This is a genomic window from Streptomyces sp. 2A115 (assembly GCF_052245575.1).
Taxonomy (GTDB): Bacteria; Actinomycetota; Actinomycetes; order Streptomycetales; family Streptomycetaceae; genus Streptomyces.
On record NZ_JBQQCG010000037.1, the window covers coordinates 40,910 to 54,471 of the forward strand.

A 13,562-nucleotide genomic window follows, 5' to 3' on the forward strand; every position below is an offset into this window, starting at 1 on the left:
TTCGCGCCTCCCCTGTCCCAAATGTTCCCCATTCCGGTGGATCCTGGAATTTTGAGCCGGCGCTGCTGTTCACCGCGGCAGTGTGGTCGGCTTCTTTTGGTCTTACATTCGGCTCGTTCTTGCAATTCGTTCGGCTCACGTTCGCCGAGAATTCCTCGATACGTGCCATATCGAGGAAGGTTCTCCTTGAACCGCTCAGCTCGCACGAACGACCGTTTCTCCAACACTCGCAAGGACAGCACTCGTAAGGACGGCACCCGCAAGGACGGTTTCGCCGGTTCTGACCGGGGAGCCCGCTTCCGTCCGCAGGGCTCGGGGCGTCCCGGCGCCCGTTCGGGTGGCAAGGGGCCCCGTCCCTCCGCACCCCAGGGGGAGTTCGCGCTGCCGGTCACCATCACCCCGGCCCTCCCCGCGGCTGTGACCTTCGGCGAGCTGGATCTGCCCGCCGAGTTGCTGAAGGTGCTCACCAGCCTCGGCATGAACGAGCCGTTCCCGATTCAGGCGGCCACGCTGCCGAACTCCCTCGCGGGCCGCGACGTCCTGGGCCGCGGGCGCACCGGATCGGGCAAGACGCTCGCTTTCGGCCTGCCCCTCCTCGTGCGCACGGCCGGACAGCGCGCCGAGGCCCGGAAGCCGCTGGCCATGATCCTCGTCCCCACTCGCGAGCTGGCCCAGCAGGTCACCGATGCGCTCACCCCGTATGCCCGGTCGTTGAAGCTCCGGCTGGCCACCGTCGTCGGCGGCATGTCGATCGGCCGTCAGGCGAGCGCACTGCGCGCCGGGGCCGAGGTCGTCGTCGCGACTCCGGGGCGCCTCATGGATCTCGTCGAGCGCAAGGACTGCCGGCTCGACCGGGTGAGCATCACCGTTCTGGACGAGGCCGACCAGATGGCCGACATGGGCTTCATGCCCCAGGTCACCGAGCTGCTCGACCAGGTACGCCCCGACGGCCAGCGCATGCTGTTCTCGGCCACCCTGGACCGCAACATCGACCTCCTGGTCCGTCGTTACCTCCACGACCCGGTGGTCCACTCGGTCGACCCGTCGGCGGGTGCGGTCACCACGATGGAGCATCACGTGCTGCATGTGCACGGCGCCGACAAGTACGCCACCGCCACCGAGATCGCCGCCCGCGACGGGCGCGTCCTCATGTTCCTGGACACCAAGCACGCCGTCGACCAGTTCACCAAGCACCTGCAGAACAGCGGCGTAAAGGCCGCGGCGCTGCACGGCGGCAAGTCGCAGCCCCAGCGCAACCGCACCCTGGCCCAGTTCAAGACGGGCCACGTCACGGCGCTGGTGGCCACCAACGTCGCGGCCCGAGGCATCCATGTCGACGACCTCGACCTCGTCGTCAACGTCGACCCGCCCGGCGACCACAAGGACTACCTGCACCGCGGCGGCCGTACCGCCCGAGCCGGTGAGTCCGGCAGCGTCGTCACGCTGGTGCTGCCCAACCAGCGCCGGGAGATGACTCGTCTGATGTCCGACGCGGGCATCAGGCCGCAGATCACGCAGGTCCGCTCCGGCGAGGCCGAGTTGAGCCGCATCACCGGCGCCCAGGCACCCTCCGGCGTCCCCGTCGGCGGCAGCGGCGGGCCGGTCACGGAGCGCCCGCAGCGCGGCGCTACCCCCTTCCGCGGTATGGGCACCCGCCCGGGTCGGACCGGTGGCGAGTCTCGCCGGTCCGCCGAGGCCCGCCAGACCGCAGAGGCCCGCAAGGCCGCCCGGGTCCGTCGCGGGGCATAGACCGAGCGCGGGCTGACGCCTTCCTCGTGGGCAACCCCCTTGTGGGCACTGCTATGTGTTCCGGCTCCCTCGTCCCACACATCCCCGCTCCGATCCTCGGGGCGGGGATGTGGTCGGCGCCCGGGAGCGGAGCGCCACTGCCGCGACGCGTGCCGCGATCGACAGGCGGAAGAGAGCGGAAGGGAACCGTCGGAGGCTTCGTCAGGTGGCCACGGAGGTTGAGGCCTTGGCGACCGCGGGGAGACCTGTGCGGCGCCAAGGCGATCCTGTGCACGTAGCGGTTGACCGCGTGGGTCCCGCGCGGCTTGGGGCCGCGCGTCCGGGGAACGCGAAGGTCCCCTGGACTCCGGCTGCCGGAGTCCCGGGGACCTCGACAGCCTCGGCCGCCGCCGCGGCGTAGTGGGCGGCGGCAGTCCTCGCCCCGCCGGGCCCGTACCGGTCAAGGACGGTGTCTCACCTGCGACATGGCGGGCTGGGCCTCGGAGGGTTGCCGAACACCGGTCCGAACGTGTGCCCCCGCGGGGCGGTCCAGGCACCCGCGTGCGGTGCCGACTCACGGATCATCCCTCTTGATCGAGGCGGACTTGCCCGGCCACCGCATCCGCGTGAGCATCGAACCGTCCTACGGTGTGCGGAGAATCGCCCACCTCACGGTGGGCAGGCGCCGTCGCACCGTTTCGGGAGGCGCGGTCGCTGGACCGCCGAGCTCGCCAAGGAGGACGTATGACCACCCTCGCCGATCCGGTCCCCGGCGGGCGTCCGGGTGATGTCGAGCGGGCCACCGCGCTGAGCGCGGAGCTGCCGGGGCGGGGCGTGCACGGCATCGTCCTGGCCTACGTCGACACCGCGGGCATCGGCCGGGTGAAGACGATCCCGGTGGCCCGGCTCGCCTCGGCGGCGGCCTGGGGTGTCGGCATGTCGCCGGTGTTCGACACCTTCCTGGCCAACGACTCCATCGTTTCCACCGACGTGCTCGGCTCACCGGACGGCGACCTCCGGCTCTATCCCGACCTCGACCAGCTGGTGGTCCTGTCCGGTCAGCCCGGCTGGGCGTGGGCCCCCGTCGACCGGATCACCCAGGAGGGTGACTTGCACCCGGCGTGCAGCCGCACCTTCCTTCGCCGCATCGTCGCGGAGGCCGCCCGGCGGCACGGCATCACGTTCAAGGCGGGCATCGAGATCGAGTGGGCCATCGGACTGGGCTGGGTTTCCGGTGACGAGTTCGTCCCCGCGCTCTCGGGTCCGGCCTACAGTGCCACCCGGCAGGTCGAGCTGAGCGACTACACCGCCGAGCTGATGGCGGCGTTCGCGGCCCAGGGCGTGGACGTCGAACAGATCCATCCCGAGTACGCGGCCGGGCAGTTCGAGGTCTCGGTGGGCGCGCTCGACCCGGTGGCCGCGGCCGACCGCAGCGTGCTCGTACGCCAGACCATCCGGGCGGTGTCGCGGCGCCACGGCCTCAAGGTGTCGTTCTCGCCGGCCGTTCTGGCCGAAGGCGTCGGCAACGGTGGCCATGTGCACCTCTCGGCGTGGCGCGCCGGGGCGAACCTGCACTCCGGCGGTGACCGTCGCCACGGCATGACCGCCGCGGCCGAGTCGTTCGCCGCCGGAGTGCTCGCGCACCTGACGTCCCTCACGGCCGTGACCGCCCCGAGCCCGGCCAGCTATCTGCGGCTCAAACCCTCCCAGTGGGCGGGCGTGTTCACCGCCTGGGGCCGGGAGACCCGCGAATCCGCGGTGCGCGTCATCACCGGCATGGTGGGCCTGCGCGACCAGGCGGCGAACCTGGAGGTGAAGCCGGTCGACCTGGCGGCCAACCCGTACCTCGCGCTGGGGTGCGTCATCGCCGCCGGGCTCGACGGCCTGGAGTCGGCCGCGCTCCTGCCCGAGGAGATCACCGGAGATCCCGCCCGGTTCAGCGCCGAGGAAGCCGCGACCCGGGGGGTGCGCCGCCTGCCGACGTCACTGGGCGAGGCCGTCGAGGAGTTCCGCAAGGATGAACGGCTCCGCGCCGCGCTGGGACCGGTCCTGGCCGACGCCGTGATCGCCGTCCGCCTCGGAGAGATCGCGACCGTGGACGGACTGGACGACGAACTGGTGGCGACGGCGTACCGGTGGAAGTACTGACCGGAGGGGATCGGATGGACCAGGTGGAGATCGTCGGACGGATCGGACGGATCGGACGGACCGTGCGGGTCGAATGGATCGGCTGATCGGATGGATCGAGTGAGCACCGCGTCACACCCTGCCTCCGGACCCGTGCACGAGGCCCTCGCCGGGCTCTCCCTCGTGGACCACCACTGCCACGGCGTCGTCACCACCGACCTGAGCGCGGAGCGGTACGAATCGCTGATCACCGAGGGCGACCTATGGCCCGACAGCGGCATCTCCTCCTTCGACAGCCCCGTCGGCGTGGCCGTCCGCCGCCACTGCGCCCCCGTACTGGACCTGCCGCGGCACGCTCCCGCCACGGAGTACCTCGCCCGGCGGGCCGAACTGGGCTGGCGCGAGGTGAACCGGAGGTTCGTCGCCGCCGCCGACACCGGCGTGTTCTGCGTCGACACCGGGTACACCCCGGACCGCGTCACGACCCCCGCCGAACTCGCCGACGCCGCGGGCGGCACGGCCCAGGCGTACGAGGTCGTACGCCTGGAGAGCCTCGCCGAGGCCGTCGCGGCGAGGGGAGTGGAGCCGGACGAGTACGCGCTCCGGTTCCGCTCGGCCCTCCAGGAGGCCGTCGATCAGCGGGGCGTGGTGGCGGTGAAGTCCGTGGCCGCCTACCGCACCGGATTCGACCTCGACCCGAGCAGGCCCTCGGACGCGGAGGTCACGGCGGCGGCCCGGCGCTGGTTCGAGACCGCCGACGGGCGTGGCCGACTGGACGACCCCGTGCTCGTACGCCACTTGCTCTGGACCGCGGTTGACCTCGGGCGCCCCCTCCAGTTGCACACCGGATTCGGAGACAGCGACATCCGGATGCACCGGGTGGACCCCACGCATCTGACCGACTGGCTGCACCTGACCTCAGGCACCATTCCGGTGCTGCTGCTGCACTGCTGGCCGTACCAGCGCCAGGCCGCCTACCTGGCGACGGTCTTCGAGCGGGTGTACCTCGACGTCGGACTCACCCTGCACCACGTCGGTCCCGCCCGGGCTCGCGCGATCCTGGAGGAGGCGCTCGAGATCACCCCGTTCCGCAAACTGCTCTACAGCTCCGACGCCTATGGAGTCGCGGAGTTCTACCAGCTCGGCGCGCTCGCCTTCCGTCAGGGCCTGGCCGCGCTGCTGCAGGACCGGGTGAACGCCGACGAGCTGAGCCTGCCCGACGCCCTCCGCATCGCCACGTGGACGGGACGGGACAACGCCCGCCGCGTCTACGGCATCACCGAAATGCCGGCTGTCTCAGGGCCCTGACGGGGACCCGGCAGCTGCGTGGCCTGGGCTCGAACATGGCCGATTCCGGACAGATCGTGGGGGGTCATGCTGTTGCGGTCGCCGACCGAGCGGCCGAGGGCGTGGTGCGGCCACAGACCGCCGGCCAGTCCGCGGCTGCGTTCGCCCCATTCGCGGGCGGGGCCACTGCTGGTCTTGTAGTGGTTGAGGGCGTAGCCGCCGGAGTGGATCCGGAGCATGCAGAAACCGCCGGGATAATCCTTGACGGCGCTGACTTCCTGCATCGTGACGTGCGGGGCCTGCGGCAGGACGGTCCGTTTGTTGCGGTGGGTGTGCCCCGCGTGATGGAGGAAGACGCCGGGCGCGTCGGCATAGGCGTCGAGGATCGAGCGGGCCTGGCGGCGGTTCAGGCGCTGCCCGCCGGCCACGGGGAAGAGGGAATCCCGTACGGCCAGCGGATGGTGGCCGAACACCACGGTGGGCTGGTCCCGGTGCTCCTTCAGCCGGGCCCGGAACCAGGAGAGCTGCTCGGCACCGAGTCCGCCCGCGTCAGCGCCGTTGCCCTGCTTCTCGTACGTGTCGAGGCCGAGGATCCGCAGTCCGCCGAGGTCGTGGGAGAAGTACGCGGGCCCCTGACCGCCGAGGAACCCTTGGCGGAAGGAGTCACCCTCGCTGTCGCGACCGGGCCGGTCGTGGTTTCCGCGCACCACGAAGTAGTCCTGCCCGTGGGTGCCGAAGCCGTCCAGGATCCGCTTGGCCTCGGCCAGGTCCCGCGGCGCGCCGCCGGCCGATATGTCACCCGCGGCCAGCAGCAGGTCCGCTCCGCGCCGCCGGGCCTCCTCCACCAGGGCCCGGCTCATGATCTCCGGATACGGGGCGAGCCCGGGCTCCTGCGCCACCCCGCGCAGCAGGGGTACGCCGGCCACCAGACCGGCGGTGGTCTCCCCTAGGTGCAGGTCGTTGCAGAGGGCGATCGACAGCAGATGCCGCCCCGGCGGCGGCTGCGGTGTGGTGAAGGAGTACGGACCTCCGCTCGAGCCGAACCCGTAGCGGTTGGTGCCGACGGCGTTGCCGCGGACGAGGTGCAGTTGGGTGGGGGCGGCGGTCCTGCCCCGTGAGCGGGCCTGGTAGTAGTACGTCTGCCCCGGCTCCAGACCCGTCAGCTCCACGTGGTGGTGCGCGGTGGGGCGGTCCTCCGCCGCGGTGCGGTTGAGGTGAGCGGGGTGAGTGCCGTAGACGATCTCGCCCTCCGTGACGGCGGGGAGCATGTGGCCCAGCCCGTCATCGGTGCCGGGGACCCCGGTGTACCAGGTGATGACGGCGCGGTCCTCGGTGAGGGTGACCAGTTCCAGATGGACGGCGGCCAGGGTGTCGGGGTGACGGGGGTGGCTCTTGCGTGCGGGGACGTGGAGGGCGCCGGCGGCGGCCCGCAGCAGAGCGGGGGCGAGGAGAGCGCCGGATCGCAGGAATTCACCGGGAGCGGGCAGGGCCGACAGGGCCGCGAGGGGGGACGAGAAGCAGCAGCGCATGCCTGAGTATGTGCCCGCGCGCGGTGAACACCAGTGGTGATATCGGCGGCGATGCCAGGTATGGACCACGACATCTCCGCCGGATCGCCGTCAGGTTCGGGCTTTCCGATGCTTCGCGCTCTCGTCCGCCTGTGCCCAACACCGTTGTACCGCAAGGACTTTGGCCGGGTCCTCAGGGGCGGCGGAAGGTCAACCGCCGAGCCCTGCGTCGTAGCTGCGCCTCGAGCGCGACGAGACGCATTTCATGTCCGGATCTCCCGTCCGGTTCATGCTCTGATCTCCTGGCATGTCCAAGAGTTAACAGGCCATTAGGACACATGCGGTGTGAAAGCACCCTTGAAGTGCCAATCATCTTGTCATGAACCTGCGATCCGATGGGCGGATCGCAGCCTCATGGAGGTGTGGGATGCACCGCAGATTCGCCACCGGAATTGCCGCCTCGGTATTAGCCGTGATCACCGTCGCCGGCACCGCCACAGCCGCCGACGCCGCTCCCGCCGACAAGACGCAGGTCCTCGCGAGCTGGACCCAGACCAGCTCGTCGAGCTACAGCCTCTGGACCGCCGCCCGCGCGAACCAGGCCGCCTGGGCCGCCTACGGGTTCGACTGGTCCACCGACTACTGCTCCTCCTCGCCGGACAACCCGTTCGGCTTCCCCTTCGCCACGGCTTGCGCCCGCCATGACTTCGGCTACCGCAACTACAAGGCCGCGGGCGCCTTCAGTGCCAACAAGACGCGCCTCGACAGCGCCTTCTACGAGGACCTCAAGCGCGTCTGCGTGAGCTACAGCGGCGGGACGAAGACCGCCTGCGACAGCACGGCCTGGACCTACTACCAGGCCGTCAAGGCCTTCGGCAGAGAGGCCGCCGGCCGAGTGGGGTGAGCGGGGCCGGCCGACCAGCCGGAGCCCGTCGTCGAGCCGCCCCGCGAACTCCCCGTACAGCGCATCGGTATGACGTGCCTCACCGGTGTGGGACGCCCGCCGACCACGCGGCGCCCACACCGGATCGGGCCCGGGCTCACACCGTGACGACCCTGACGCCCGCCTCCTCGAACCGCCCCACCACGTCCCCGCTCACCGCCGCGTCCGTGACCAGTGTGTTCACCGACTCCGTCGCGCAGATCCGGGCGAACGCCCGCTGCCCCAGCTTGCTGGAATCGGCGGCGACGATCACACGCTCGGCGCGCTCGCACAGGAGCCGGTTGATCGCGGCCTCCGCCTCGTCGGTCGCCGCCGCGCCATGCCTCACGTCGAAGGCGACCACGCCGAGTACGGCCACATCGAGGGTGATCTGGCCGAGTACGCCGTCCGCGAGCGGGCCGACGAGCTCGTACGACTGCGGGCGGGCGACGCCGCCGGTCAGCACGATCTTGAACTGGGGGCGTACGGCCAGCTCGTTGGCGATGTTGAGGGCGTTCGTGACGATGGTCAGGGAGGGCGAGCCGGTCGCGAGGTCGCTGCGTACGGCCAGCGCGCGGGCCACCTCGGTGGTGGTCGTGCCGCCGGTCAGGCCCACCGCCTCGCCGGGGGTGACGAGGTCCGCCACCGCCGTCGCGATGCGCTGCTTCTCGGAGGCGTGGCGGGCCGTCTTGTAGCGCAGCGGCAGCTCGTACGAGACGCCGTGCACGACCGCGCCGCCCCGGGTGCGTACGAGCATCTGCTGCTCGGCGAGCTGGTCGAAGTCGCGCCGGATCGTCGCGGCCGACACCGCCAGCTCGGCCGCCGCCTCCTCGACATCCAGCCGGCCCCGCTCGACGAGCAGTTCCAGCAGCGCCTGCCAGCGGGCGTCGCGCGACATCCGCACCCTCCGTTCCTCGGTCTTTCCACGACCCTAGCGCAGGCTGTTGCTCCTGGATGCTTGATTGTGCTTGAAAGCTCGCTATATCTTGCAAGAACAATCATCTTGCGGGGAGGCTGACGCGTGAGTCACGTCGAGAACGAGTTGAAGAGCCAGCCGGAGTGCTGGGTCCGGGTCGCCGGGCAGGCCGCGACGTACGCGTCCGTGCTGCCCGCCCCGGGGGAACGGGTCGCGATCGTGGGATGCGGCACCTCGTGGTTCATGGCGCAGGCCGCCGCGGTGCTGCGCGAGCGGGCGGGGCAGGGCGAGACGGACGCCTTCGCCGCCTCCGAGTTCCCGCACGGCCGCCCGTACGACCGGGTGGTCGCCCTGACCCGTTCCGGCACCACCACCGAGGTGCTCGACCTGCTCGGCCGGCTGAAGGGGGGTACGCGCACGGTCGCGATCACCGCCGATCCGCGAACTCCCGTGACGGAGGCGGCGGATGAGGTCGTCGTGCTCGACTTCGCCGATGAACTGAGCGTCGTGCAGACCCGGTTCGCCACCACCGCGCTCACCCTGCTGCGCGCTCACCTCGGTCTGCACACCGACGCCGTCGTCGCCGATGCGCGCACGGCGCTGTCGGAGCCGCTGCCCGAAGGGCTGGTCGACTGCACCCAGTTCACGTTCCTGGGGCGCGACTGGAGCGTCGGGCTCGCGAACGAGGCCGGGCTCAAGATGCGCGAGGCCTCGCTGGCGTGGACCGAGGCCTACCCGGCGATGGAGTACCGGCACGGCCCCATCAGCGTCACGACCGCCGGAACCGCGACCTGGATGCTCGGCGAGGCGCCCGACGGGCTGGCCGAACAGGTGCGTGCCACCGGCGGGTTGTGGGTCGAGGGCCGTCTCGACCCGCTCGCCGAACTCGTCCGCGCCCAGCGCCTCGCCGTGGCCGTCGCCGCGGCCCGCGGTCTGGACCCCGACCAGCCCCGCCACCTCACCCGTTCGGTGATCCTCAGCACGCCCTGAACCACGCCCTGAACCACGCCCTGAACCACGCCCTGAACCACGCCCTGAACCACGCCCCGAAGGGAGAGGCCGTGCCCCTCGCAGCAGCCGGTGAGCTGGTCGCCCGAGCGGCCGCGGTACGTAACGCCGTCGCCGCGTTCAACGTCATCACGCTCGAACACGTCGAGGCCGTCGTCGCCGGCGCCGAATCCGTCAACGCCCCCGTCATCCTCCAAGTCAGCGAGAACGCGGTGAAGTTCCGTCACGGACAGCTGCTCCCACTGGCCCGTGCCGCGACCGCGGCGGCCGAACACGCCTCTGTGCCCGTCGCGTTGCACCTCGACCACGTACAGAGCGACGACCTGCTGAGGCAGGCGCCCGGCGCCGGATTCAGCTCCGTCATGTACGACGCGGCCCGTCTCCCGTACGCCGAGAACCTCGCCGCGACACGGGACGCCGCCGACTGGGCCCATGCCCAAGGGCTGTGGATCGAGGCCGAGTTGGGGGAGGTCGGCGGCAAGGCAGGAGAGCCGCCGCTGGGCGCCCACGCGGCGGGCGCCCGTACCGACCCGGCCGAGGCGCGCGCCTTCGTCGCGAAGTCCGGCGTGGACGCCCTGGCCGTGGCCGTCGGCAGCACACACGCCATGACCACACGCACCGCCGCCCTCGATCACGACCTCCTCAAGCGCCTCGCCGCGACGCTCGATGTGCCGCTCGTACTGCACGGCTCGTCCGGCGTTCCGGACGCCGAGCTGAGAGCGGCCGTCGCGGGCGGCATCACCAAGGTGAACGTCGGCACCGCTCTGAACATCGCGATGACCGGCGCGATCAGGGAGTACGTCACGGCTCATCCCGATGCCGTCGACTCACGGAAGTACCTCAAGGGAGCACGGGAGGCCATGGAGGAGACAGTGGCGCGGATCATCGGCGTCCTCGGCGCCACCGGCTGACGCTCATCCCGCGTCGACGATCTACTCGACCTCGAGAAGCTCCTCGACCCCGACGAGCTTCTCGAAGAAGAACTCGTGCTTGAGGAACGACACGTCGTACTCGCTCCCCGGGTACGGCGGGATCAACTGGGCCGCCTGGAACAGCCGCCAGCCGTCCCGCAAGGCCTCGACACCGGACTTGTACGGAGGTTCGTCGCTGTCCCCGGTGGTCGGTGACGTACGGCCCGTGCCGTCGTACACCGACCAGCCGACCACCGGCGAGTCCAGCGCGGACGTGCCCAAGTAGAGAACCAGAACCTGCTGACGGGTACTCATGCGGCTTCCTCCTGGGGACGGTTGGAGACACGGGTCACCCAGTGCTCGAGATCGAAGGACTCGTCGCCGGACAGCGACCGCCACAGCAGGACGCGGTTGTAGAGCTCCAGGCGGCCGGTGGCGGGTTCGTACCAGGGGAAGGCCGTCGAGAGCTCCTCGGCCACCCGTGGATCGCCCAGGTCCGCCGTGTCCCACAGGCGCCGCTGCCGCACGGTCGGATTGAAGCGGATCTTGAACATGTAGCGCACCGCGTCGCTGTCGTTGCGCCGGCCGCCGTGCCAGAGGCCGTGGTGCAGAAACACCACTGTGCCTGCCGGACAGACGAGGCGGGACTGGCCGAGCAGGTTCTGGTAGCGGCCGGTGTCCGACTCGTTCGTGCGCCGCAGATGGCTGCCCGGCACGCTGAGGGTGCCGCCCATGTCGAGGGTCACGTCCTGCGGGTAGTACATCAACTGGATGTCGAAGGCGTCGGTGCGCACGTCGATGATCGCGTCACCGTGCAGCGGCTGCGCCTGTCCCTCGCGGGGCTCGCGGACGTGGACGGCGTGGTGGTCGACGCGCGGATCAGGGCCGACGAGGCTGCGCAGCGCCCCGGCCACGGGCGGGATGTCGAGGAGACGACGGGCGAAGGAGCCCTCGGGGTAGGCGTCCGGTACCTCGCTGCCATAGGGCACGCCCGGGACGCCCCGCCGCAGGAACTCGATCGCCTCGGCGTTCATCTCCGCCGGGACCACCGCGTCGAGGCGCAGCGAGCCGTGGGCCACGAACCGGGCCATCCGTACCGAGCTCAGGAGGGGCGGGCGGTCGGGGTTCGTCATGGACCGTTCGGGGTTCGTCATGGACCGAACGTACGGAGTGGAGCCGGTCCGCCGCGTTGGCCCGTTTCACCACCGCTGGTAGTTTTTCACCATGCGGGAAGCGGAGATCCATCTCGGGGAGCCGCCCGTCGTCGCCAACGCGGGCGTCGGCGTGCACGGCGTCGCGAGCCGCACGGACGTCTTCCGGCTGCCGGAGCTGTGGCAGTTGCATCTGTACCAGTACGACGCCGAGCTGACCGTCGACGGCACGCCGCACGCCATCCGCCCCGGCCGGATCAGCCTCGTACCGCCCGGCACGACGGTCCGCTATCGCTACCAAGGCCGCTCGGAACACCTCTACGCACACCTCCGCATCGCCCCCGTCGGGCCACCGCGCACCGTGCCCGTGATGCAGGACGCCGGGCCCGAACTCCCCATGCTGACGGGTCTGTTGCTCCAGGCGGTCGCCTCTGTTCCGGGCGAGCCCGGGCGCACCCGGGCCGAGATCTGGACGGCCCTGTGGCGCATCGCCCACCTCGCTCCGGCAGCCGAACGCCCGGGCCCGCATCCGGCCGTGACCGCCGCGATCGCGTACGTCGAGGCGAACCTCGCGGCTCCGCTCACCGTGCCCGCCGTGGCTCACGCCGCGGGCGTGTCCCACAACCATCTGACCCGGCTCTTCCGCGCCACGACCGGCGGCACGGTCGTCGCCTACATCCGCCGCCGCAGACTCGACCGCGCCCACCACCTGCTGCGGGCCTCGACACTGTCGATCCCCGCGGTCGCCGCCTCGGTCGGAATCCCCGACCTGCAAGCCTTCAACAAGGCATGCAGACGCGAACTCGGCGCCTCGCCCCGCGCCCTCCGGGGCGAGGCGCCTACTTCTTGACGGCCTTCAGGACCACGAACTTCGCGTCGCTCGCGACCAGTTCACTGTTGCCGAAGAGGCGGCGCAGCTTCACGTGGTAGCCGAGATGACGGTTGCCGACGACCCACAGCTCGCCGCCCGGGCGCAGCGTGCGGAGCGCTCCGGTGAACATGCGCCAGGCCGTGGCGTCGGTCGTCGCCTGGTGCGAGTGGAAGGGAGGATTGTTGAACACGAGGTCGATACTCTCGTCCGGGACGCCGTCCATCCCGTCGCCGACGCGGAACTCGGCCTTGCCGAACTCGGAGCCGCTGTCGTCGGTGTTCGCCCGGTACGTGGCCTCCGCCGAGGCCACCGCCTGGTACGACTCGTCCACGAAGAGCACCTCGGCCGCCGGATGCGCCAGCGCCGCCGCCGTACCGACCACACCGTTGCCGCAGCCCAGGTCCACGACGCGCTCGGCCCCGCGCCCGTAGGGCAGGTGCCGGAGGAAGAACCTGGTGCCGACGTCCAGGCGCTCGGCGCAGAAGACCCCCGCGTGGTTGACGACGGTACGTCCGGAGACGGGCCCGATGCCGTCGGGCAGCGTGTAGCTGTGCGGCCAGGGGTTCGCCGCCCTGGCGAGCCCCGGATTCGGTGTGCAGAAGATGAGCCGGGCCTTCTTCTCGGCCAGCGAGGTCCGGGTCGGGCCGAGGATCCGCTCGAACAGCTTCAGCGTCGAGGTATGGATCTCCTTGACCATGCCCGTGCCGATGACGACCGTCTCCTCGTGCACGCCGGGCGCCAGGCGCAGCAGCTGGTCCTCCAGGAGCGCGAGGCTCTTCGGCACGTGGACCAGGAGTACGTCGATCCGGTCCGGCGGCGGGTCCTGGGTGGTGAGGAGACGCACGGAATCCGGGCCGGCGCCGTTGCGCGTCAGGTTGGCCCGGGTCGCCTCCCGGGCGAGGAACGAGTCGCTGATCTGCACCGGCCGGTGTGCCCGGAGAGCCGTGGTGAGAGCGCCCCAGCGGTCGCCGATCACGACCACCGTGCCGTCGAGCGCCCGGCCGCTCTCCGCCAGATGCTTCAGCAGATACTCGTCGGAGGCGTCCCACGCGCGGAGCTGGTCGCGGGAGTCCTCGGGGAAGCGGGCCAGTGCCAGCTCGGCGGATGGGGTCGTCATGCGGTCGGTCATATGG

12 protein-coding genes are annotated in these 13,562 nt (G+C 71.0%); 7 read left to right on the plus strand and 5 right to left on the minus strand.

Translation table 11 applies throughout. The features are described from left to right. Positions 1–186 precede the first annotated feature (186 nt). The 3 genes from ACTWQR_RS28690 (at position 187) to ACTWQR_RS28700 (ending at position 5,163) form a co-directional block, all read left to right on the plus strand. Positions 187–1,749 (plus strand): DEAD/DEAH box helicase, encoded by a 1,563-nt coding sequence (locus tag ACTWQR_RS28690; RefSeq protein ID WP_443230077.1) that lies wholly within the window; start codon positions 187–189, stop codon positions 1,747–1,749. 723 nt (positions 1,750–2,472) lie between these two features. Next, a complete protein-coding gene (locus tag ACTWQR_RS28695) occupies positions 2,473–3,876 on the plus strand; it encodes a glutamine synthetase family protein (RefSeq protein WP_443230078.1) in 1,404 nt (467 codons plus the stop codon). A gap of 99 nt (positions 3,877–3,975) precedes the next feature. After that, positions 3,976–5,163: an amidohydrolase family protein gene (locus tag ACTWQR_RS28700; RefSeq protein ID WP_443230079.1), complete on the plus strand. Its 1,188-nt coding sequence runs from the start codon at positions 3,976–3,978 to the stop codon at positions 5,161–5,163. Here ACTWQR_RS28700 and ACTWQR_RS28705 read toward each other — a convergent pair. Next, entirely contained in the window at positions 5,124–6,671 is a 1,548-nt protein-coding gene (locus ACTWQR_RS28705) for a metallophosphoesterase (RefSeq protein WP_443230080.1), read from the minus strand. The genes ACTWQR_RS28700 and ACTWQR_RS28705 overlap by 40 nt on opposite strands. Before the next feature lie 406 nt (positions 6,672–7,077). Here ACTWQR_RS28705 and ACTWQR_RS28710 point away from each other — a divergent pair, with 406 nt between their 5' ends. Next, a complete protein-coding gene (locus ACTWQR_RS28710) occupies positions 7,078–7,554 on the plus strand; it encodes a phospholipase (RefSeq protein ID WP_443230081.1) in 477 nt (158 codons plus the stop codon). A 136-nt stretch (positions 7,555–7,690) separates the two neighbouring features. Here ACTWQR_RS28710 and ACTWQR_RS28715 read toward each other — a convergent pair whose 3' ends face one another. Continuing rightward, positions 7,691–8,470 (minus strand): DeoR/GlpR family DNA-binding transcription regulator, encoded by a 780-nt coding sequence (locus ACTWQR_RS28715; RefSeq protein ID WP_443230082.1) that lies wholly within the window; start codon positions 8,468–8,470, stop codon positions 7,691–7,693. Positions 8,471–8,593: 123 nt separating this feature from the next. Between ACTWQR_RS28715 and ACTWQR_RS28720 the strand changes: the two genes are divergently transcribed. Beyond that, entirely contained in the window at positions 8,594–9,478 is an 885-nt protein-coding gene (locus ACTWQR_RS28720; protein WP_443230083.1) for an SIS domain-containing protein, read from the plus strand. 71 nt (positions 9,479–9,549) lie between these two features. Further along, positions 9,550–10,407, plus strand: coding sequence for a class II fructose-bisphosphate aldolase (locus tag ACTWQR_RS28725; protein ID WP_443230084.1), 858 nt, complete (start codon positions 9,550–9,552; stop codon positions 10,405–10,407). Positions 10,408–10,428: 21 nt separating this feature from the next. On the opposite strand, the gene ACTWQR_RS28730 is transcribed toward ACTWQR_RS28725, so the two are convergent. Further along, a complete protein-coding gene (locus tag ACTWQR_RS28730) occupies positions 10,429–10,722 on the minus strand; it encodes a hypothetical protein (RefSeq protein ID WP_443230085.1) in 294 nt (97 codons plus the stop codon). Continuing rightward, positions 10,719–11,561, minus strand: coding sequence for a phytanoyl-CoA dioxygenase family protein (locus ACTWQR_RS28735; RefSeq protein WP_443230086.1), 843 nt, complete (start codon positions 11,559–11,561; stop codon positions 10,719–10,721). The genes ACTWQR_RS28730 and ACTWQR_RS28735 overlap by 4 nt, the downstream gene beginning before the upstream one ends. 70 nt (positions 11,562–11,631) lie before the next feature. On the opposite strand from ACTWQR_RS28735, the gene ACTWQR_RS28740 reads away from it, so the two are divergent. After that, on the plus strand, positions 11,632–12,408 hold the full coding sequence (locus tag ACTWQR_RS28740) for a helix-turn-helix domain-containing protein (RefSeq protein ID WP_443230087.1): 777 nt from the start codon (positions 11,632–11,634) through the stop codon (positions 12,406–12,408). On the opposite strand, the gene ACTWQR_RS28745 is transcribed toward ACTWQR_RS28740, so the two are convergent. After that, entirely contained in the window at positions 12,398–13,546 is a 1,149-nt protein-coding gene (locus ACTWQR_RS28745) for a methyltransferase (RefSeq protein ID WP_443230088.1), read from the minus strand. The genes ACTWQR_RS28740 and ACTWQR_RS28745 overlap by 11 nt on opposite strands. Between the last annotated feature and the right edge of the window lie 16 nt (positions 13,547–13,562).

Coding starts and splice junctions, on each gene's coding strand:
- ACTWQR_RS28695 (WP_443230078.1), top strand. CDS start 2,473: ATGACCACCCTCGCCGATCCGGTCCCCGGCGGGCGTCCGGGTGATGTC.
- ACTWQR_RS28705 (WP_443230080.1), bottom strand. CDS start 6,671: ATGCGCTGCTGCTTCTCGTCCCCCCTCGCGGCCCTGTCGGCCCTGCCC.
- ACTWQR_RS28710 (WP_443230081.1), top strand. CDS start 7,078: ATGCACCGCAGATTCGCCACCGGAATTGCCGCCTCGGTATTAGCCGTG.
- ACTWQR_RS28715 (WP_443230082.1), bottom strand. CDS start 8,470: ATGTCGCGCGACGCCCGCTGGCAGGCGCTGCTGGAACTGCTCGTCGAG.
- ACTWQR_RS28730 (WP_443230085.1), bottom strand. CDS start 10,722: ATGAGTACCCGTCAGCAGGTTCTGGTTCTCTACTTGGGCACGTCCGCG.
- ACTWQR_RS28735 (WP_443230086.1), bottom strand. CDS start 11,561: ATGACGAACCCCGAACGGTCCATGACGAACCCCGACCGCCCGCCCCTC.
- ACTWQR_RS28740 (WP_443230087.1), top strand. CDS start 11,632: ATGCGGGAAGCGGAGATCCATCTCGGGGAGCCGCCCGTCGTCGCCAAC.
- ACTWQR_RS28745 (WP_443230088.1), bottom strand. CDS start 13,546: ATGACGACCCCATCCGCCGAGCTGGCACTGGCCCGCTTCCCCGAGGAC.